This is a genomic window from Acinetobacter sp. SwsAc5 (assembly GCF_013391485.1).
In the GTDB taxonomy this organism is placed as follows: Bacteria; Pseudomonadota; Gammaproteobacteria; order Pseudomonadales; family Moraxellaceae; genus Acinetobacter; species Acinetobacter towneri.
The window spans coordinates 41,855-61,660 of record NZ_JACAXD010000007.1 but is presented as its reverse complement, the minus strand read 5'-3'; the positions used below and the strand labels follow the sequence as shown (position 1 = coordinate 61,660).

Genomic DNA, 19,806 nt, shown 5'->3' with positions numbered 1-19,806 from the left:
ATTGAGTTAATTTAGCTATATGGATATTTTATCTTTACTTGCACCTATTCAAGCACAATTGCCTTGTGGCGAAGATTATTGTTTTTCAAATGAATTTCATGCAATCAAACTCGCTAGAACTCAAGATGATACTTTACTGGAACAAGGGGATTGGGTCATTGCCCCCAAACAGGCAGATTGGGACTTTGTTGCAAATACAGTAATACATTTACTGCAAACGAAGACTAAAGATATTCGTTTGCTGACTTGGCTTGCTGAAGCATGGGCGAACTTATCTGGTTTTGAAGGGATCAGTAAAAGTCTGGAACTCAGCCATCGCCTCATCGCGCAATATTGGATAACGCTCCATCCTGAAATTGAAGATGAAGATTTAGACCAACGAATTGGACTATTACAAGGACAGATCAATCAATTGCCCATCTTGATTAAAAAAGTTCCCTTGGTCAATCAGGCGCCTTTTTATTGCCTACTCGACTATGACAATTTTCTTTATCAGGAAAACATGCTTCGTAAGCAAGGCGATGATAGCAGCGTGGATCATTCCGCGGAATTGGCTCATTTAGAACAAGCCGTATTGGAGCTAAATCCAGACATTCAGCGCCAAAACTATCAATATTTTACAGAGATTTTACAGCACTGGACGACCTTAAAGCAGGTGCTAGATCATGTGCTGGGCTTAGATGCGCCAAGTTTTGCTGCAATTGATTCAAGCTTCAATAGCATTCATCTTAGTCTGAAGAAAATTTATAAAGTAGCATCACTTGAACAAAGCCCAGTCACTGCACTTACAGAAGTGACAGCTTTATCGCCCTCTATTTCACCTCCAGTCAGCATTCAATCGTCTACTGCACAACAACTGTCATTTCAACCACAGCAACAGTCACACCTAGAAAATCGTGAACACGCCATGCAAATTCTGCAGGAAATTTCAGCATATTTTCAAAAAAATGAACCGCATAGTCCTGTCAGCTATTTACTGGAAAAAACCATTAAGTGGAGCCAAATGCCCTTGCATGAATGGCTAGCGCAGGTGATTAAGGATGAACATCCATTGAACATGCTACAAGACACGCTTGGCGTTCAATCCAACAATCAATACCAATCAGAATAAGTGAATCACCATGTTTAAAGCAGAAAAAATCCTTTGGGGTGAAGGCTTATTTTTACGTCCTCAGCATTTTCAAGTTCAAGATCGCTACCATGAACAGCGTTTGAATCACACCATCCGTGCCATGATTCCTCATGCCTATGGCATACAAAAATTAAAATTTGATGAAGCACAACTTGCAACACATATTCTTGCACTGCAAGAGGTACAAATGATTTGGCAAGATGGTGAAATTTACCATGCACCTGCACAAGACTTGCTACCTGCACCGTTGTTATTGGATGACCTGAATTTAAACACAGAGATGATGCTGTATCTAACTCTTCCGATTTTGCAGGCCAAGCAAAAAAATATAGCAGATGAAACACAGGCAATACCGAGTCGCTATCATAATTTTTTGCAGGAAACCCATGATTTATTTACCGATGCCAGCCCTGCTGAACTCAATTTTTTACATCGCCGCGCAGCATTTAAGTTATTAGAGTTGCATGTTCAGCCCAGTCAAAATCTGGATGGTTTTCTATACCTACCGATTGCGAAACTCAAACGCCATAGTTCAGGCAGTTTTGAGCTAGATTACCAATTTATTCCACCACTTTTGCATATTTCAGCTTCAGAAGTCTTAATCAATCACTTAAAACGTAGCCTAAACATCATTAAGGCGAAGATAAAAACCATTCAGGGCAATAATCGTGAAAATGAACAAAAACTGATTGAGTTCCGTTCAGGAGATATTGTTTCCTTTTGGCTAATCAATGTCTTAAATACAGCCTATGCCGAATTAAACCACCTATTACACTATCCACAGATTCATCCAGAACGCTTATTTTCAGAATTATTACGTCTAACTGGCTCATTACTGACGTTTTCAACTGCTTATAGTGTGGAGCATCTTCCACAATACCGACATTGCCAATTACAAGAGAGTTTTCAGCAGCTTGATCTCATCTTAAGAGATTTACTCGACACAATTATTTCCAATCGTTACTTCAGCATTGCACTGAAAGAAACCCGCCCATCATATTGGGTCGGTAGCCTTGAATCTGACAAGATTGACCGTGATACGCGACTGTATCTTGCAGTTTCTAGCAGCTCAATGCAAACCCATGAATTAATTCAAGTCGTGCCTTTACGTTTTAAAGTGGGCAGTACCTTTGATGTAGAGCAACGTGTCATTGCCGCACTACCCGCAGTTCCATTGCAGCATTTAGTCCAAGTGCCAAGTGCAATTCCAGTACGTTCTGGGGTCAGTTATTTTGAAATTGAATCACATCATGAGCTTTATCAACCAATGCTGGAATCCACAACAATTTGTGTGTATATGCCCGCAGGCTTCCAAGATATCAGCATCGAACTGATTGCAGTACTTAATCATTAAGAGAAAAATTATGACTCAACCCATCGGCATGCCCTCTTTATTTGATGATGAAGAAATTGGTTCAGACTTATCTCACCTGTCCTTACCAACAGCTCAAACCACCAGTTTAATTGACCTCTTACATGATGGCTTTTATTTAGTTTTTCTGCTGCGTAATCATTATATCCCTACCCATCCGAGTGAGTTTCGTGAAAAGATTCTGGATGTACTCAGTCATTTTGAGCAACAGGCAAAACGCTTACAATTTTCTGCCGATGATATTCACAACGCCAAATATGCCTTTTGCGCTCTGATGGATGAAACCATTGCCACACAACAAGATAATGCCTATTTTGACTTGCAAAATACATGGCTCATCAGTCCTTTACAATTGAGTCTGTTTGGTTCGCAATTGGCAGGCTATCGTTTTTTTGAAATTTTGGAACAGTTGCGTAGTCGCGGTAAAGAACATTTAGCAGCATTAGAAGTATTGCATTACTGCCTGTTACTGGGTTTTCAAGGGAAATATCGACTGGAATCGGTGGAAAATTTAAATCATCTTGTTGCCCGTGTTGGCGATGAAATTGATTATCTCAAAGGGAAAAAAGCGGCATTTTCTCCATTTGCTGCCATTCCAGATCAAATTAAGCATCTGATTCATCATGAATTACCTTTTTTCTGGATTTTAATTTGCCTCTGCATGTTTACGGTACTGACTTTCGCTGGCTTAACATTCATGCTTTCTCAACAGAGCCAGAATGCCTTAAGTCCCTATCAAAATGTGATTTCGATACCTGTAGAAGAAGCACATATCACAATTCATTTACCCTAGTGGATGATGTATGGCACAGGAAAAAAAGACTTCTTTACGCATCTTACAACATAAGAAAAAGACCTTAGCTTCTCGCTTTTATGTACTGATCGGTTTTATTGCAGGTTTGATTGTTTCTACCCTGATTTTCTTATTATGGGTGAACAACTTTAATGGCTCTAATCTACAGACCTCGCCAATATTAGATGAATCAGAAAAGAAACAAATGCATCCATCAATCACGGTTCATGCTCCATGGGTTGATGAGGTTGTAACAGATGATCATGAAACTTCTTTATTAAGTGAAGATCATCATTTCATTCAGCCGAAGGACAAGGATTTAAATAAATTCTTTGAGCGCCCGACATCCAACAACACACCATCAAACGGCGCTCCAACGCCGCCTGCACAGCAAGTTGCTCCCTTTGAAAATACCGCACAGCATCCAGTAAAGCGCATCACGAAAGTTGAGAAAATTAATCCAGCAACAACGAAATCCACAACATCGACACAATCAGAAGCTGAAACAGCAACGCCTGAAGCAACACTAAAAATTACGGTGACACAAAGACCATTGGCTATAGATGAAGATCAATAACCTATGATTTTTGTGATTTTTTTCTGCTTTGTTGCTATTGCACTCGGATTAATGCTGCTCATGTCTTATGAGATACAGCATACATGCAGGCAGCGTTTACGGTCTTTATTGCCACAAAGTAAAACTAAAATAATCAATTTTTTGCACGTTATTCATCATTTATATCAGGCTGCTTCACCCAACAAACTACAATCACATTGGTATGTGCAGCAATGGTGGATTTTAATTGCGGGGCTAATTTTATTGACCAGTGTTCTGACTTTTGCTTTTACCCAACCCATTCATTCCACACGAATTGAAGCTGAATATTTAAAAGAAACTGACCCACAAATTTATGCCTTACTTCAGGGAGAAATGCTCAGTCCTCCCCCAGAAGAAGATGCTATTTTGATTCAAGATGCAATCATAGAAACGACTCAGCTTGAACAAAGCTATCAAGCACAACATTCCGCCGAGGGCAGCGTGGATGCTGCTCGTATTGAAACGCCCGTTTTTCATAGCCATGCACATTTAGATTCTGCTTTACTGGATCGTAAATGGGACAAAATCAACCCACGCTATAAGCAACGTCTGCTGATGGTATTTAAAATTATGCGAGAACAACACGGTTATGAACTGGTCTTACTTGAAGGTTATCGTAGTCCAAGTCGTCAGAATATGTTGTCGACTAATCCAAATACTACACGCGCCAAAGGCTATCAGAGTTATCATCAGTTTGGTTTAGCTGCCGATATTGCTTTTAAACGTAATGGTAAAATTGTTATTTCGGAACGTGATCCTTGGGCAATGCGTGGCTATCAACTGTATGGTGAGGTGGCTGAATCGGTAGGTTTGACTTGGGGTGGTCGCTGGAAATCAATCCAAGATTATGGTCATACTGAATACCGTATGCCTGGTTTAAAAAAGACCAAAGAAATGGCTGAACAGTTAATTGCAGAGGGTCAATTGCGATAGTTGAGGGGTTGTAAAAACAAAAGCAACTCAATTTTCAGCCTCTATACCAAGTTAATCATATTTAACTTTTTCAGATATAGGTCATAAGTGAAATAACAAGACATAAAAAAGACCCTTGAAAATCAAGGGTCTTTTAAAAATTTGGCGGAAGCGGTGAGATTCGAACTCACGGAGGACTCGCGCCCTCGTCGGTTTTCAAGACCGGTGCATTAAACCGCTCTGCCACGCTTCCATGTGGGCCATGATACGAAGCTTTTGATTTGATGACAAGTAAAAAATACCACTCAAGCACTCAAGTGAATATTGTTTCACCAAATCAGCGCTAAAGTTCATCAAAACAACAGCATAGCCACCTCACTTTTTAAAGTTTAGCAGCCAATTCAGCCCCTTCACGAATCGCACGTTTTGCATCTAACTCTGCAGCAAGCTTCGCCCCACCAATAATATGATAGTTAGCCAAAGTATTTTCATCTGCCGCAGGCATTAAATCTTTAACCGATTCCTGCCCTGCACAGACTACAATGCTATCTACACGTAACAATTGGTCTTGACCTGCCATTTCAATCCACAAGCCTTCATTGCTGATGGCTTTATATTGCACACCACGTAGCATACGCACCGCATGTTTTTTCAACTGTGCACGATGTACCCATCCTGAAGTTTTACCCAAACCTGCACCTAAAGCTGTCGTCTTACGTTGCAATAAATAAATTTCACGGACTGGGGGATGAACTTCTGGAGCAAGCATACCACCTTCAGTCACATAGTTAGGATTCGGATCGACTCCCCACTCACGCTGCCAATCTGCCAAAGGCTGCGGTTGTGGCTGATGTTCAGGTTTCAGTAAAAACTCCGACACATCAAAACCGATACCGCCTGCACCAATCACAGCGACTTTTTGTCCAACAGGTGCACCACGTAATACTTCTGCATAAGACAATACTTGCGGTGCATCGCTGCCTTCAATTTTTAAAGCACGTGGTACTACACCTGTTGCAATGACCACTTCATCAAAACCTTCACGTTCGAGTTGCTCGCGGTTGACTTTGGTATTTAAACGCAAATCGACCCCAGTTTTTTCAATTTGCACTTTAAAGTAGCGAATGGTTTCGTGAAATTCTTCTTTGCCCGGCACGACTTTTGCCAAGTTGAATTGACCGCCCACTTCGTTGCTGGCTTCAAATAAAGTCACATGGTGCCCACGACTAGCAGCAACTGTAGCAGCAGACATTCCCGCAACACCACCACCGACAACTGCAATACGCTTCGGTTGCTTGGTTTTTTCATAGACCAATTCAGTTTCATAGGCTGCACGCGGATTGACCAAACAAGTCGCACGCTGATTTTTAAAGGTATGATCTAAACACGCTTGGTTACAGGCAATACAGGTGTTAATTTCATTGACACGATTGGTCGCAGTTTTATTGACCCAAAACGCATCTGCCAACAATGGTCGTGCCATTTGAATCATATCAGCTTTACCCGCTGCCAATATTTCTTCTGCAGTATCAGGCATATTAATACGGTTGGATGCAATTACAGGAATCTCAACGTGTTTTTTCACTTCTGCGGTGTAATCAACAAAAGCTGCGCGTGGCACAGAAGTCACGATGGTTGGAATGCGCGCTTCATGCCAGCCAATCCCTGTATTGAGCAAGTTCACACCCGCATGCTCTAAGGCTTTGGCAACGGTAATCACTTCGTGCATGGTATTGCCATCGTGGACTAAATCCAGCATCGACAAGCGGAAGCAGATAATAAATTTTTCACCCACTTCGGCGCGAATGGCTTTGACTACTTCTAAAGCAAAACGCATACGGTTTTCAATCGTACCGCCCCATTGGTCTTCACGCTGATTCACATGACGGCTTAAAAACTGATTCAGTAAATAGCCTTCCGAACCCATAATTTCGACACCATCGTAGCCTGCCATTTTGGCTAAACTAGCTGTTTTCGCATAATCTTCAATGGTATTTAAAATTTGTCTTTCACTCATTTTACGTGGTTTAAATGGTGAAATTGGAGATTTAATCGGACTTGCAGACACCACAAATGGTTGATAACCATAGCGTCCTGAATGCAGAATTTGCATTAAAATTTTCGCACCATGCTTATGTACGGCATGTGTCACTAATCGATGTGGTGCAACATCGCCCAATGTATTCATAGTACCGCCCGCAGGCAATAACCAGCCTTGACGGTTAGGTGAAATACCACCTGTAATAATTAAACCCACGCCACCTTTGGCACGTTCGCCAAAATAAGCAGCCAGTTTTGGATAATTATAAAAACGATCTTCCAAACCCGTGTGCATTGAACCCATCACGACACGGTTTTTAATGGTGGTAAATCCTAAATGTAATGGTTTTAGAATATTTGCATAGCGAGTTGTCATGATGAGTCCTTATATAATGAGCTTTGCAACTTGTTGCATGAATACTTTAACCGATTTTTATAAACTGTTTATGACTCTAAAGTTCGACTGTGTGGCGCAAACGTCAATTTATAGGGTCTGTTGACACTTCTTCTATGTTTGCGACGTGAGAGATATATCTCGCAAAGTTTTTTAGCTGATATAAGGCATGAGGCAGGAAATTTAGTCATTCTAAATGACTGACTCATAACGCAATAGCAGCAAAAAATATGCTTGTCCCCTTGCGCAGCAAACAAAGCAGTGCTTTGTTCTTGCTCATGTGGCTAAAACTTTCTCAGATTGCGTTATGAAACTTGGCAATAGACCCTAACTATTCTTGATATAAACTTGATATAAAACCGCCCAAAAGTAAAAGTGATTTTATTCTGCACCATCCCAATTGCAGGTTTTGATCTTCAACATCTATACCAAGTTTGCCATTTCTAAATGAAAATTTAAGCCTGAACCTGATTTTTTTATCAAATGCGCTTTTTTAACGAAAACAAGCATTTTAAAGAGTGCTATAATTTGCAGTTTAGAATTCTCCTTGGCCACCAAATGTGGTGCCTATTTTAAAAAAGTTAGGACTAGCAATGACTGATAATGCAACTATCTTGCAGAATGTACCAGTAGGCAAAAAAGTCGGTATCGCCTTTTCTGGTGGTCTAGATACTTCAGCTGCTTTATTGTGGATGAAGCAAAAAGGCGCTGAACCATATGCGTATACCGCAAACTTGGGTCAGCCAGATGAAGATGACTATGATGCCATTCCAAAGAAAGCCGAAGAATACGGTGCGGTAAAAGCAGTCTTGGTTGACTGCCGTATGCAGTTGGCTTTGGAAGGTATTGCTGCCATTCAATGTGGTGCATTCCATATCAGCACAGGCGGTATACCTTACTTTAACACCACCCCGCTTGGTCGTGCAGTAACAGGTACAATGCTAGTGACTGCCATGAAAGAAGATGACGTAAACATCTGGGGTGATGGTTCAACCTATAAAGGTAACGATATTGAGCGTTTCTATCGTTATGGTTTATTGACTAATCCTGCGCTTAAAATTTATAAGCCGTGGTTAGACCAAACCTTTATTGATGAATTAGGCGGTCGTGCGGAAATGTCACAATTCCTTATCGACAATGGTTTTGACTATAAAATGTCAAAAGAAAAAGCTTATTCAACTGACTCAAACATGCTAGGTGCAACACACGAAGCGAAAGACCTTGAGTACCTAGATGCTGGCATCAAAATCGTTGATCCAATCATGGGCGTGGCGTTCTGGAAAGATGACGTTGAAGTTAAAGCCGAAGAAGTGTCGGTTACCTTTGAAGAAGGTATGCCAGTTGCATTAAACGGTCAGCGTTTTGAAAACCCTGTTGAGTTGATTCTTGAAGCGAACCGTATTGGTGGTCGTCATGGTTTGGGGATGTCTGACCAAATCGAAAACCGTATTATTGAAGCAAAATCTCGCGGTATTTATGAAGCACCAGGCATGGCGTTATTGCACATTGCTTATGAGCGTTTGGTTACGGGTATTCACAACGAAGATACGATTGAACAATACCGCATTAACGGTTTACGTTTAGGTCGTTTATTGTATCAAGGTCGTTGGTTCGATTCTCAAGCGTTAATGTTACGTGAAACTGCGCAGCGTTGGGTGGCTAAAGCAATTACTGGTACAGTGACTTTAGAATTACGTCGTGGTAATGACTATACCATTATGAACACTGAATCTCCGAACCTCACTTATGAAGCTGAGCGTTTAACTATGGAGAAAGGTGATTCAATGTTTACGCCAATGGATCGTATTGGTCAGTTAACTATGCGTAACCTAGACATTACCGATACACGCGCTAAATTGGGTCTTTATACCAATTCTGGCTTATTGTCGATTGGTTCAGGTTCTGCAGTGCCACAATTGAAAGACAAAAACAAATAATCACTTGGTGATGATTTTGTGAAATCGAAAGCCGCTCAAATTGAGCGGCTTTTTTATGTTTGTTTAAACATGAGGACTAAACAATTCATACTAAATGAAAGCTGCAATAGAAAAATTTACAGCACTTCTTCCACCTGCAAAGTGTGGTAATAAATTTGATTACGTCCCAACTGTTTCGCACGGTACAAGGCTTGGTCTGCACGTTGTAAGAAATCGCTTTTAAAAATGTCCGCCTCACCTTTATAGACGGTAAAGCCCAAACTGATGGTGACATTACTGTCAACCAAAGATTGACTATGTGGAATCGCTAAACGCTCAACCGCTTTAAAAATATTGGAAGCCACAGCATACGCACCATGCGCATCGGTTTCTGGCAATAACACCACAAATTCTTCACCACCATAACGCGCAACAAAATCCATGTGACGAATTGAGTCTTTAATGGATTTGGCAATCGCTGAAATGACTTCATCTCCCTTTTGATGCCCATAATGATCGTTATATTTTTTAAAAAAATCGACATCGATAAAGAGTAAAGACAATGGCACTTCATCATGCCGTGCCTGTTCGAAATAGCTGTCCAGCATTTCATCAAAAGTACGTCTGTTGGATACTTTAGTCAGCGCGTCATGCTGACTTAAATGCAACAATTCTTCAGCATGAATACGGTTAATTTTTTCACTAAGTCGGGCTTGGTGCATGACCAAAAAAATCATCCGCTCACGGGTACACAGCATTTTACTGATTAAAAAACCCACTACCGTACTGCCAACCAACACCCGCCCCATCACCATCACATCAATTGGAATATACAAGGTTAATAGCATAATCATGGCAACCACAGCCGCCATTAATCCAGTCAGCAGCATGTGAAACGGCTTCACCCCCGTCAGTACAAAACCCATAATATAAATCATGCTGATGATCATCATGGCTTGGTGTCTAAACACTTCGGTATGCACCGTCATGGTCAGCCAGGTCATCGACATAATGGCCCAAAAAATCATAGCCATGGCGGCATAGGCATAATACGGGCGCAAAATTTTATAATGGGCAAAAAAGAACAGGGTCAGTAAGCAAAACGCGCCATTGACCAAGCCTAGTAAAGAGTGGATAAAATCGTGTTTAAAAAAATTACGATCAATAATCCAATAATCCCCAGTAATCATCAGCACGGTGATAATAAAGTAGATGAGTACGCCCGACCAAAAATATTGGTTAATGTTGTGCCGAGCTTGTTCAAGATGCTGTTGCCAAAACTCAACTTCCAGTTGTTTCGGAAAAACCTGCCCCGCACGTTTACGTTGACGTTTAATCAACTCTTCATTTTTTTCTTTGTCGTACTGTAGCTTGGCTAACTTATATTTGTATTCCATGGATGCTTTAAATTCCATTTAATCACGATTGTTGCACAGCAAAACTGTAACAACCTGAATATAATTTTTTTAGTGGTTTAAAAATAACACAATGTCGAAACAATTAATTCAGGCATTTCTATTTTTTATGGCTTTCGACGTTACCATTTTAACATTTATAGATTATCATCTGTTTTATTTTTCAGACTGGCAGCGCCTTGAATACGATTACTCTTATCCAGCCAGATGACTGGCATGCTCATTTACGTGATGGTTTAGCACTACAACGTACTGTTCCCGATCTTGCCAAGCAATTTTCACGCGCAATTTGTATGCCTAACCTTGTTCCACCAGTAAAAACGGTAGAAGAAGCGGAAGCGTATCGTGAACGCATCATGGCACACGTCCCTGAAGGTGTAAATTTTGATCCGCGTATGGTGTTGTATTTTACCGATCAAACCTCTCCCGAAGAAGTCAAGAAAATTAAAGCCTCTGCGCATGTGAATGCCATTAAACTTTACCCTGCTGGCGCGACCACCAATTCAGACAATGGGGTGAGCGACATTCGTAAAGTATATGCGGTGATTGAGCAACTTGAAGAACAACAAGTGCCATTATTACTGCACGGCGAAGTCACGCACAATCATGTCGATATTTTTGACCGTGAAAAACGTTTCTTAGATGAAGTGCTTTCACCATTATTACAACAATTTCCAAACTTAAAATTGGTGCTTGAACACATTACGACCTCTGAAGCAGCGCAATTTGTTTTAGAACAAGGCCGTAATGTCGCAGCAACCATTACCCCACAACATTTATTATTTAACCGTAATGATATGTTAGTAGGTGGCGTAAAACCGCATTTCTATTGTTTGCCTATTTTAAAGCGTCAAACCCATCAACAAACCTTATTAGAAGTCGCAACTAGCGGAAATCCTAAATTTTTCTTAGGGACAGATAGCGCACCGCACTCAAAAAATGCCAAAGAAAATGCATGTGGCTGTGCAGGCTGCTATAGTGCGCCTACGGCAATTGAGCTTTATGCACAAGCTTTTGATCAAGTTGGACGTATTGACCGCTTAGAAGGCTTTGCAAGCTTCTTTGGTGCAGATTTTTATGGTTTGCCGCGTAATACCAACACCATTACTTTGGTGAAAGAAGAGCAAATCATTCCAACCAGTTTAGACTACTTGGATGGTGAACAAATTATTCCGTTATATGCGGGTAAAACCATTCAATGGAGAAAAGTGTGACAGATACAACTTTGCCCGTGATGGGGCAACGTTTTCGTGGTTTTTTGCCTGTGGTGGTTGATGTGGAAACCGCAGGCTTTAATGCCCAAACCGATGCTTTGTTGGAAATTGCTGCCATTCCAATTATTTATGATGCGGATGGCAAATTTGTACCAGGTGAAGCGTATCATGCGCATATCAACCCGTTTGAAGGGGCAAATTTAGACCGTCGTTCGTTGGACTTTATTGGGATTGATCCTTTCAACCCTATGCGTATGGCTATGGCTGAAGATGAAAAAACCGCATTAAAACGGATTTTCAAATCAGTCAATGAAGTGCGTCGCCAACAGAATTGTACCCATGCCATTTTGGTCGGTCACAATGCGCATTTCGATTTAGGCTTTGTACAAGCAGCCATTGCCCGCACAGGCACGAAAAACCAAAACCCATTCCACAGCTTTTCAGTGTTTGATACAGTGACTTTAAGTGCGGTGATGTTTGGTCAAACGGTGCTGGCAAAATCATGCATTCAGGCAGGTATTGAGTTTGATGGCAAAGAAGCTCATTCAGCTTTATACGATACGCAAAAAACTGCAGAGCTGTTTTGTTTTATTCTAAATAAACTTGCGCCGCACATGGTAGAGAACTTACTCAACACAGATCAATAATACGATTTGTACTCGAACATTGAGATGTTTACAGGATGACAGACTGCGTTTGTCGTCCTGTTTTCTTTTTAGTGTTGTGGTTTTGATTCGTGCTTTTCAACCACAAGACTGAGCATCAAAATGATTTTTACTGCGAATCAGCTTTTATGCATGCAGTCTTTTGAGCTGGCTTTGGTTATAATGGCAATATTCCAATTTGTGTTATTGATTCTGCCATGTTGAAAAAAATTGTCTTGGTTTTGGTCATTCTCGCGCCTTCTGCGTTGTATCTTTATATTGTGAATCGTGAGCCTGCTCAACCTAAACCAAGCACTCAACCCGCAGCCACACAAACAACAACCACTGAAAAGCAATATCAAACCCCTGATCATTAAAATGATGCACCGTATTCAAATTTACATGCACTGATTTATTTTTAAAGATGTATTATTTTTTAAGCAAATAACAAATAGTCCGGCAGTTTTTTTAGATTCAGGTTTGACACTGTCGCTAAAAATTCATAATATACGCATCACCTCGCAACGTCCCTATCGTCTAGAGGCCTAGGACATCGCCCTTTCACGGCGGTAACCGGGGTTCGAATCCCCGTAGGGACGCCATTTATCGTGCTATACGATCATTTCTAATCCAAATTTATTATTTCAAGATTGCAGATTTGTAGTTTTTCTCTACAATACTTCGCTTCATTTCATTTTTTCTCCTATCACTTATGCCGTCATCGAATCATCAAAATGATGCTGTGCATCAAGGTAATACTATGCCTTTAAAACGTGCGATGAGCACTCGACATTTGGTTATGATTTCACTGGGCGGTGCTATTGGCACAGGTCTATTTTTAGGCTCAGGTGAAGTCATTGCACAAACAGGCCCCGTTGGCGCCATCATCGCTTATATTTTTGGTGGTTTAATTGCCTATATGGTGATGCTGTGTTTGGGCGAGCTTGCCGTACACATGCCTGTTTCAGGTTCATTTGGGGCATACGCCAAACAATATATTGGACCTGGCACGGGCTATACCATCACTTGGTTATATTGGCTCACGTGGTCGGTCACTTTAGGCACAGAATTTACCGCCGCTGCGTTGCTAATGCAGGAATGGTTCCCGCATATTTCCATGTGGATTTGGACACTGATTTTTGGTGGCGTTGTATTTGGTTTGAATATGATTTCCACGCGCTTGTTTGCAGAATCTGAGTTTTGGCTATCTTTGGTCAAAGTCGTGACTGTCATTGCCTTTATCGTTTTGGGTTTAATGGCAATTTTAGGTGCTGTGTCTTATCAAGGTTATACCTCTGCACCTTTATTTAGCAATTTAACCGCACAAGGTTGGTTTCCTGAAGGGCTATTCCCTATTTTTGCAACCATGTTAATTGTTAATTTCGCCTTTTCAGGTACAGAGTTGATTGGTGTTGCCGCAGGTGAAACCAAAGACCCTGCCAAAAACGTGCCTAAAGCAATCAATACCGCAATTTTCCGTCTGTTGATTTTCTTTGTAGGTACCATTGTGGTGATTAGTGCCTTGCTACCACATCAGGCTGCAGGTTTGGCTGCAGAAGGTGTAAGCAGCAGTCCTTTTGTAACGGTGTTTAATCAGATTGGTATTCCTTATGCGGAAGATATTATTCGTTTTGTGATTATCACAGCGTTACTCTCTGCAGCGAACTCAGGTTTATTTGCAGCTTCACGAATGATGTGGTCGCTCTCACACCAAAAGCAATTACCACAGATTTTTTCTAAGGTGAATGCGCGTGGTATTCCTTATATTGCAGTCATGGTCACCATGCTCGGTGCAATGCCAGGTTTATTGTCTGAACAATTTGCGCCTGAAACCATCTTTAAAAACCTCTTGGGTGTGGCTGCATTTACCATGGTCGTGGTCTGGATGAGCATTTGTTTAAGCCAGTTTAACTTCCGTCGCCAATGGTATAAACAAGGTAAAACCGTGCAGGACTTAGGTTTTGCTGCACCGCTATTTCCAATAGTGCCTATTTTAGGTTTTGTGTTCTGTTTTATTACTTGCTTAAGTATGGTGTTTGACCCTGAAATGCTGGCAGGTTTTATTGGCTGTATGATTTTTATTGTGTTGTGCTATCTCAGTTATTACATGATTTATCACAAAAAATCATAATGCTTTTTTAGCGATGATGTAAAACAATAGGGGCGATCTTCGGATTGCCTTGTTTTTTGAGTTGTGTTGATTAGCAATGAATACTGCAAAATACAAAGAAAATCATGCTGCTCTAATAAATGTGTCCATTTAAAAATAACTTGAAAAGCATGATTTTTACCGCTTCAAACGTATCACGACAGCAGAATAGTTTTAATTTTATTCAGTTGAACATTTTTTTCAGAATTATTGCAGAAAAGCGTTTGACACCCCCCCTTATACGCCCTATTATACGCCCACCTCTGAAACGTCCCTATCGTCTAGAGGCCTAGGACATCGCCCTTTCACGGCGGTAACCGGGGTTCGAATCCCCGTAGGGACGCCAATTTCAGAAGTAGATATTTTTTTAAGTCCCTATCGTCTAGAGGCCTAGGACATCGCCCTTTCACGGCGGTAACCGGGGTTCGAATCCCCGTAGGGACGCCATATTCTCAACAACTGCATTGGTTGTTACATGGTTTAAAAATATAAACTTCTATTTGTCCCTATCGTCTAGAGGCCTAGGACATCGCCCTTTCACGGCGGTAACCGGGGTTCGAATCCCCGTAGGGACGCCATATTTCCCAAGATTTAGCATGTTCTTTGTCTAACTCTTGCATAACAATAAATAGTGTTTCAGCTACATTTAACCTTGCAATTTCAGCCATTTGGCATACGTGGTAAGGCGTTGGCTTTCTTCTTCCTGCTTTCCAATCTGATATAACTGTCGGTGCAATATCTAATCTACTAGATAGATTTTCATAGCTTCCTATTCTGTCTTTACACATTTCGATCAAGTCTTTAAGCATTTATGCCCCCTTGTCTTTTACATATTTGTGAACTAGATTGACTTCACATAATTGTATAGTTTTTTTTGTTCAGAACTTTACAAATTTGTGAAGTACACAAAATAAAGGGGCAACACATGAGCGATTACAACAATAACCCTGCTGGGGCTAAGCAGTACGTTTTAGATCAGATTGCACAGATTGAAAACTACGAAGGCCCGCATTTTGCCATTATTGATTTAATTCAAGATCAAGTTTATGGAGCAATCAAAGCCTATTCTGCTCTCGGTCTTTTCGATTACTTTGAAGTTGATGAACTCGCTGCAAAACTTTCAAAAGCTCATTGGTCTGCTACTTCAAACATTATTAACAATAATTTTAATTGAGTATAAAAAATGACTGAATTAGAAGCATTTGAAACTATCGCTCGCAAAGTCCACTCGGACGGACAAGCTTCAATCATGGATGGGATTCCTTGCCCTCATTCTGTTTCAGTCCTTTTTTATATTGAAAACTTTTTAAATGATCTAGGTCAATGCTCTCCAGTAGTGTCTGCATTAACTCATGACCTAGACATACATAACCGTGAATGCATCGAGTTCAACGGGAGCTATGGCTATGATGACTAATTACAAGGCTAATCAAACACTTAACCCTTTATCCACATCTCCACTGTGGGTATCACTTTTTAGCGATGTTTCCCCCCGTAGTAACACGGGGGAAAAGTCCCGCAGTGAATCCATGCACAGCCTAGAAAAAGCCTATAAAGATTACCCGTTACAGCACACCGTTACGGTACTTACCGAAGATGGCCCAAAACCCGTATTAATCCGTCGTCCTGCTGCTGGAGAAGTTGCCGTTATAGATTGGTTAAACATAACCATGCATAAAGACACGTTCTTAAATTCAGTTACCACAAAATTAACCGAAAACCCTGATACTTATTGTGTATATGCCCTAGAAGCTGTCCTTAAAGATATTTTCGGTTTTGGTATCGAAAAGAAGATGGTTAAGGGCATCAATTACTATGATGAAGCCTATCAACTCGAAAATGAGTGCGGTTTCATCTGTGTAGGCGGTCAAAACAATACAATTATGCTTTCTATCTCTGGTCAAGGTTGTACGGCTGGACGTTACGGTTGGGAAGAAGACTTACATGCTTGGCTCTCGCTTTATGCTCATCGTCCTAAGATTACTCGTATTGACTACGCTTTTGATGATCTTGAAGGAGTTCTTGTTTCGCCTGATTGGGCTGATCAACAAGATTCTATCGGGGGATTTACTTCTGGGGGAAGACCTCCTGCCTTTCGCACTGACGGCTGTTGGAAGCGCCCTGACGGTACTGGTCGTACCGCTTATTTGGGGAAACGAACAAGTTCAAAGTTCTGCCGTGTCTACGAAAAAGGAAAACAACTAGGCGACCCAAACAGCCTTTGGACACGTGTAGAGGTTGAGTTTAAATCTCGCTCTTATCACATCCCTTTAGATGCCTTGCTTAATGCATCTGAACACTTTCTCGCAGCTTATCCGTGCTTTCACGTCTTTGATGATCAATCTAAGGCGATCAAGTTTGAAATGCTCGAGAAAAAAGCCGAAATCACTTGGGAAAAAGCTATCGAAATTACCAAGCATCAATTTGGCAAATACTTAAACGCTTTCCGTAAATTCTATGAAGATGATTCAAAAGTCTTGGATATCTTGATGCCTGAAAAGGATGAGTTTCCTAAACGGCTAAAACCCTTACTCGTAGATTTTACATCGTCACTTCCCCCTACTGCGTTGCCTGCATAGGTTAGGAATATCACTTAGGCTATTTAGGAATATTAACCATGCGCTTTACTACTACTGCCGTTATTACTGGTGCGAAATGCTACAACAATACTGTTGATGGTGTTCTTCATAACTTCACAAAAATTTATGTGATGACTGATCTAGGTGATTCAGGTTTTGGATCTGCCACTGTCGAATACAAGTGGGGCACGGCTGACAACATTAAAAAGATTCAGGATTTGCCTTTCCCTGTTAATGCAAATATTTCAATGGAAATCGTCACGAATGGTAATAAACAAATGACCATTGTTCATGACGTTTCTCCAGTAGCTCAAAAATGATTGTAGCCATTTACGGCTCTTGGGAATGTTCTAAATGCTACTGCATATTTTTCTATGTACAGCAAAAAGATTTACACGAAAAAACCTGTAAAGGCTAAGGATTTATAAGAATGTCATACGAGTGCAAAACGCTAGATGAATCAGGCTCACTGCCCGTATGTACGGAATGGCAAGAAGCTAGCTTTTTGCCTGAATTAACTGGAGCAGATCGGGACATGATTCTCCAGTGGGCGATAGGGATATTTGCGCTGGTCTTTGTCGTTAAAAAAATAATGCGCTTTTTTTAACTGGAGAAATGTCATGAAAAAGACAACTCAAAACCGCTTAGCGGTAATTAACCGTAAAAACATTGCAACGTATGGTTTAGGTGCTGTTGCTTCAACTGCACTTATGTCGGGTAATGCTCATGCTCTTGATGTATCTACTGCCTTAACTGGTGCAGATGCAGAAGCGAATATTGAAACAGGTGCGCTTTGGGCATTGGGTATCGTAGTTGTAATTTACGGTGCTAAAAAAGTTATCGGCTTCTTCGGTCGCTAATTTTGGAGCCAAGAAAATGACAGAATCTGATCTTAACTGGATTATTTTAGCTGTTGTTTTCTTGGCTTTTTATCGTCTGCTTAAATAAGAAATTAAATATTTGGGGGTTTTATGAAAGCGTTTAAATATTTAGTTTTTTTCTTTTTATTTTTTTTTAGTTCTTTTACTTTTGCAGGTTGGTCTGCTATAAACGGTTCACAGACTGCTACAGGTTCAACTAAAGATTCTGCATGTCAAAACTATTTGAATAAGTATTTAACTTTGTGGTCTTATGTTGTTCAAGATTCAACTTGTCGTTTTTATAGAAGTGGATCAACTAATCAATATGCTTCTTTAATTGAAAATTCAGCTTCCTGTACTGCTGGTGAAACTTCATTTTTAGATGGTTATATCACTTCAAGTACTGGATTCGCTCCCACATCTGTTTGCTTTCAAGGTTGTACGTGGACAAATACATCAGGTGGCACAGCTTTTGATACACCTAACGGCAATCTTGATTGGGGATTCGATGCAGAAAATACAGGTAATTCATGCACAACTGAAACACCAAAAGGCGAAGATACGCCTAATGGTGATCCTCAAGATGGCTCTAATGGTAATGATGGTTCATCAGGTTCAAATGGGGGCTGTACAGAGGGAAGCACATCAATAGAATGTCAAGGCGGTACTGGTGGTGATGGTGGTCAAGGCGGTACTGGCGGTGATGGTGGTTCAGGTACAGGCGGACAAGGTGGCAAAGGTGGAAATGGCGGTCAAGGTGGTAAAGGCGGTGATGGTGGCAAGGTAACCGTAGAAATGACGCCAGTAGTTAATGCAATTAATACAATGTCTGCTGCTATTATTAATAAATTAAATACTGTTGCAACTGATATTAAAAACTCAATTTCTCAAATGTCTGCTGCTATTACAGATAAAATTGGTATTACTAATAACAAATTAGATCAAGTCAAAGCAGAGATAGCCAATCAAGCGCAAGCTACTCAAAACGCAATTAATCAAAATACTCAAGCTGTAAACGCACAAGGCAAAGCAACTCAAGATGCTATCAACTCAAATACCGATGCTGTAAACGCACAAGGAAAAGCAACTCAAGACGCTATTAATGCAAACGGTGACAAAATCAAAGGTGCTATTGATGGAAATACTGACGCTATTAATGCAAATGGTGAAATGCTTGGTGAAAAGATAGATAAAACAAACTCATTACTTGATGAGATAAAACAATGGTTATTTGAAGAGCCTGATTTATCAGAATTTGAAGCTGAAACACCACATCGAGAATTAAATCCCCAAAGTTTTTCTACAAATATTTTTGGTTCATCTGCTGCATGCCCTGCTAGTAGAACATTATCAATGACAATGTTTACAGGTCGTTCATTTTCTAAAACTTTTAGTTTTGAAATGTGGTGTGAAAAACTATCTATATTTGGCACTTTAATTTTATTAGTAGCTTATGTTTTCGCTGCTTATATTGTTGTGAGTAAATCCTAATGCCACAAATATTAATAGTTATCTTAACTGCCTTTGCTTCTTCACTTGTTGCAAAATTAATGCTTGGAGCAGGCTTAGCTTTTCTTTCTTATACATTTATTAATGACTTAGTTTTACAAGCTCAAGGTGCAATGTCGGGTTTATTAAATAATATTCCATCTGATATTTTGGGCATTTTAGGAATATTAAAAATCCCGCAAGCATTGTCAATAATCATGTCTGCTATTGGTACAGCAGCATTTATTAAGTCGTCCAAAATTGCGCTTGGAAAAGCCTAATAAACGAGTGAGGAGGAGG

General features: G+C 40.5%; 19 protein-coding genes and 5 tRNA genes. 21 read left to right on the top strand and 3 right to left on the bottom strand.

Annotated features, from left to right (window positions below; genetic code table 11):
* Positions 1–19: 19 nt before the first annotated feature.
* The 5 genes from tssA to HYG89_RS05690 are packed head-to-tail and all read left to right on the top strand — an operon-like array spanning position 20 to position 4,828.
* A complete protein-coding gene (gene tssA, locus HYG89_RS05710) occupies positions 20–1,111 on the top strand; it encodes a type VI secretion system protein TssA (RefSeq protein WP_178866566.1) in 1,092 nt (363 codons plus the stop codon).
* Positions 1,112–1,121: 10 nt separating this feature from the next.
* Positions 1,122–2,486, top strand: coding sequence for a type VI secretion system baseplate subunit TssK (tssK, locus tag HYG89_RS05705; protein WP_136144160.1), 1,365 nt, complete (start codon positions 1,122–1,124; stop codon positions 2,484–2,486).
* Positions 2,487–2,496: 10 nt separating this feature from the next.
* Positions 2,497–3,297 (top strand): type IVB secretion system protein IcmH/DotU, encoded by an 801-nt coding sequence (icmH, locus tag HYG89_RS05700; RefSeq protein ID WP_136144161.1) that lies wholly within the window; start codon positions 2,497–2,499, stop codon positions 3,295–3,297.
* Positions 3,298–3,307: 10 nt separating this feature from the next.
* Positions 3,308–3,874: a hypothetical protein gene (locus HYG89_RS05695; protein WP_004972690.1), complete on the top strand. Its 567-nt coding sequence runs from the start codon at positions 3,308–3,310 to the stop codon at positions 3,872–3,874.
* Between the two features lie 3 nt (positions 3,875–3,877).
* A complete protein-coding gene (locus HYG89_RS05690) occupies positions 3,878–4,828 on the top strand; it encodes a M15 family metallopeptidase (protein WP_004972687.1) in 951 nt (316 codons plus the stop codon).
* Between the two features lie 142 nt (positions 4,829–4,970).
* Here HYG89_RS05690 and HYG89_RS05685 read toward each other — a convergent pair.
* Positions 4,971–5,060, bottom strand: a tRNA-Ser gene (locus HYG89_RS05685).
* Between the two features lie 129 nt (positions 5,061–5,189).
* Positions 5,190–7,223 (bottom strand): NADPH-dependent 2,4-dienoyl-CoA reductase, encoded by a 2,034-nt coding sequence (locus HYG89_RS05680; RefSeq protein WP_004972684.1) that lies wholly within the window; start codon positions 7,221–7,223, stop codon positions 5,190–5,192.
* 611 nt (positions 7,224–7,834) lie between these two features.
* On the opposite strand from HYG89_RS05680, the gene argG reads away from it, so the two are divergent.
* Positions 7,835–9,178: an argininosuccinate synthase gene (gene argG / locus HYG89_RS05675; protein WP_004972682.1), complete on the top strand. Its 1,344-nt coding sequence runs from the start codon at positions 7,835–7,837 to the stop codon at positions 9,176–9,178.
* A 116-nt stretch (positions 9,179–9,294) separates the two neighbouring features.
* Here argG and HYG89_RS05670 read toward each other — a convergent pair whose 3' ends face one another.
* Positions 9,295–10,554 carry a GGDEF domain-containing protein gene (locus HYG89_RS05670; protein ID WP_178866563.1) on the bottom strand — a complete coding sequence of 420 codons (1,260 nt, stop codon included), beginning with the start codon at positions 10,552–10,554 and terminating at the stop codon, positions 9,295–9,297.
* A gap of 197 nt (positions 10,555–10,751) precedes the next feature.
* Here HYG89_RS05670 and pyrC point away from each other — a divergent pair, with 197 nt between their 5' ends.
* From pyrC to HYG89_RS05595, 15 genes are all read left to right on the top strand, one after another.
* Entirely contained in the window at positions 10,752–11,786 is a 1,035-nt protein-coding gene (pyrC, locus tag HYG89_RS05665; RefSeq protein ID WP_004972678.1) for a dihydroorotase, read from the top strand.
* Complete coding sequence (gene rnt, locus HYG89_RS05660) at positions 11,771–12,433, top strand: ribonuclease T (RefSeq protein ID WP_096902181.1); 663 nt, start codon at positions 11,771–11,773, stop codon at positions 12,431–12,433. Before pyrC ends, rnt begins: the two co-directional genes overlap by 16 nt.
* Positions 12,434–12,648: 215 nt before the next feature.
* Positions 12,649–12,807 (top strand): hypothetical protein, encoded by a 159-nt coding sequence (locus HYG89_RS05655; RefSeq protein ID WP_004972674.1) that lies wholly within the window; start codon positions 12,649–12,651, stop codon positions 12,805–12,807.
* A 149-nt stretch (positions 12,808–12,956) separates the two neighbouring features.
* A tRNA-Glu gene (locus tag HYG89_RS05650) sits at positions 12,957–13,032 on the top strand.
* A gap of 110 nt (positions 13,033–13,142) precedes the next feature.
* The gene (locus HYG89_RS05645) at positions 13,143–14,561 is read left to right on the top strand and encodes an amino acid permease (protein WP_026438458.1); all 1,419 of its coding nucleotides are present in this window, start codon (positions 13,143–13,145) and stop codon (positions 14,559–14,561) included.
* A gap of 288 nt (positions 14,562–14,849) precedes the next feature.
* Positions 14,850–14,925 (top strand) — tRNA-Glu (locus tag HYG89_RS05640).
* 25 nt (positions 14,926–14,950) lie between these two features.
* Positions 14,951–15,026: transfer RNA gene (locus HYG89_RS05635), tRNA-Glu, on the top strand.
* Between the two features lie 55 nt (positions 15,027–15,081).
* Positions 15,082–15,157, top strand: a tRNA-Glu gene (locus HYG89_RS05630).
* A 347-nt stretch (positions 15,158–15,504) separates the two neighbouring features.
* Positions 15,505–15,753, top strand: coding sequence for a hypothetical protein (locus HYG89_RS05625; protein ID WP_070076102.1), 249 nt, complete (start codon positions 15,505–15,507; stop codon positions 15,751–15,753).
* A 9-nt stretch (positions 15,754–15,762) separates the two neighbouring features.
* Complete coding sequence (locus HYG89_RS05620; protein WP_178866561.1) at positions 15,763–15,996, top strand: hypothetical protein; 234 nt, start codon at positions 15,763–15,765, stop codon at positions 15,994–15,996.
* Positions 15,986–17,158, top strand: coding sequence for a replication initiation factor domain-containing protein (locus tag HYG89_RS05615; protein ID WP_256733938.1), 1,173 nt, complete (start codon positions 15,986–15,988; stop codon positions 17,156–17,158). The genes HYG89_RS05620 and HYG89_RS05615 overlap by 11 nt, the downstream gene beginning before the upstream one ends.
* A 38-nt stretch (positions 17,159–17,196) precedes the next feature.
* A complete protein-coding gene (locus HYG89_RS05610) occupies positions 17,197–17,478 on the top strand; it encodes a hypothetical protein (protein ID WP_178866559.1) in 282 nt (93 codons plus the stop codon).
* Positions 17,479–17,778: 300 nt separating this feature from the next.
* Positions 17,779–18,018, top strand: a complete 240-nt coding sequence (locus HYG89_RS05605; protein ID WP_178866557.1) for a hypothetical protein — start codon at positions 17,779–17,781, stop codon at positions 18,016–18,018.
* Between the two features lie 111 nt (positions 18,019–18,129).
* Positions 18,130–19,509 (top strand): apolipoprotein A1/A4/E family protein, encoded by a 1,380-nt coding sequence (locus HYG89_RS05600; protein WP_178866523.1) that lies wholly within the window; start codon positions 18,130–18,132, stop codon positions 19,507–19,509.
* On the top strand, positions 19,509–19,787 hold the full coding sequence (locus tag HYG89_RS05595) for a DUF2523 family protein (RefSeq protein WP_178866555.1): 279 nt from the start codon (positions 19,509–19,511) through the stop codon (positions 19,785–19,787). The genes HYG89_RS05600 and HYG89_RS05595 overlap by 1 nt, the downstream gene beginning before the upstream one ends.
* Positions 19,788–19,806: the final 19 nt, after the last annotated feature.

Bases quoted from the DNA above. Each gene is read 5' to 3' on its own strand.
- icmH (WP_136144161.1), top strand. From the start codon at position 2,497: ATGACTCAACCCATCGGCATGCCCTCTTTATTTGATGATGAAGAAATT.
- rnt (WP_096902181.1), top strand. From the start codon at position 11,771: ATGGAGAAAAGTGTGACAGATACAACTTTGCCCGTGATGGGGCAACGT.
- HYG89_RS05600 (WP_178866523.1), top strand. From the start codon at position 18,130: ATGAAAGCGTTTAAATATTTAGTTTTTTTCTTTTTATTTTTTTTTAGT.
- argG (WP_004972682.1), top strand. From the start codon at position 7,835: ATGACTGATAATGCAACTATCTTGCAGAATGTACCAGTAGGCAAAAAA.
- HYG89_RS05605 (WP_178866557.1), top strand. From the start codon at position 17,779: ATGAAAAAGACAACTCAAAACCGCTTAGCGGTAATTAACCGTAAAAAC.
- HYG89_RS05670 (WP_178866563.1), bottom strand. From the start codon at position 10,554: ATGGAATACAAATATAAGTTAGCCAAGCTACAGTACGACAAAGAAAAA.
- HYG89_RS05620 (WP_178866561.1), top strand. From the start codon at position 15,763: ATGACTGAATTAGAAGCATTTGAAACTATCGCTCGCAAAGTCCACTCG.
- HYG89_RS05645 (WP_026438458.1), top strand. From the start codon at position 13,143: ATGCCGTCATCGAATCATCAAAATGATGCTGTGCATCAAGGTAATACT.
- HYG89_RS05695 (WP_004972690.1), top strand. From the start codon at position 3,308: ATGGCACAGGAAAAAAAGACTTCTTTACGCATCTTACAACATAAGAAA.
- HYG89_RS05615 (WP_256733938.1), top strand. From the start codon at position 15,986: ATGATGACTAATTACAAGGCTAATCAAACACTTAACCCTTTATCCACA.
- HYG89_RS05655 (WP_004972674.1), top strand. From the start codon at position 12,649: ATGTTGAAAAAAATTGTCTTGGTTTTGGTCATTCTCGCGCCTTCTGCG.
- tssK (WP_136144160.1), top strand. From the start codon at position 1,122: ATGTTTAAAGCAGAAAAAATCCTTTGGGGTGAAGGCTTATTTTTACGT.
- HYG89_RS05680 (WP_004972684.1), bottom strand. From the start codon at position 7,223: ATGACAACTCGCTATGCAAATATTCTAAAACCATTACATTTAGGATTT.
- HYG89_RS05610 (WP_178866559.1), top strand. From the start codon at position 17,197: ATGCGCTTTACTACTACTGCCGTTATTACTGGTGCGAAATGCTACAAC.
- HYG89_RS05595 (WP_178866555.1), top strand. From the start codon at position 19,509: ATGCCACAAATATTAATAGTTATCTTAACTGCCTTTGCTTCTTCACTT.
- HYG89_RS05690 (WP_004972687.1), top strand. From the start codon at position 3,878: ATGATTTTTGTGATTTTTTTCTGCTTTGTTGCTATTGCACTCGGATTA.
- tssA (WP_178866566.1), top strand. From the start codon at position 20: ATGGATATTTTATCTTTACTTGCACCTATTCAAGCACAATTGCCTTGT.
- HYG89_RS05625 (WP_070076102.1), top strand. From the start codon at position 15,505: ATGAGCGATTACAACAATAACCCTGCTGGGGCTAAGCAGTACGTTTTA.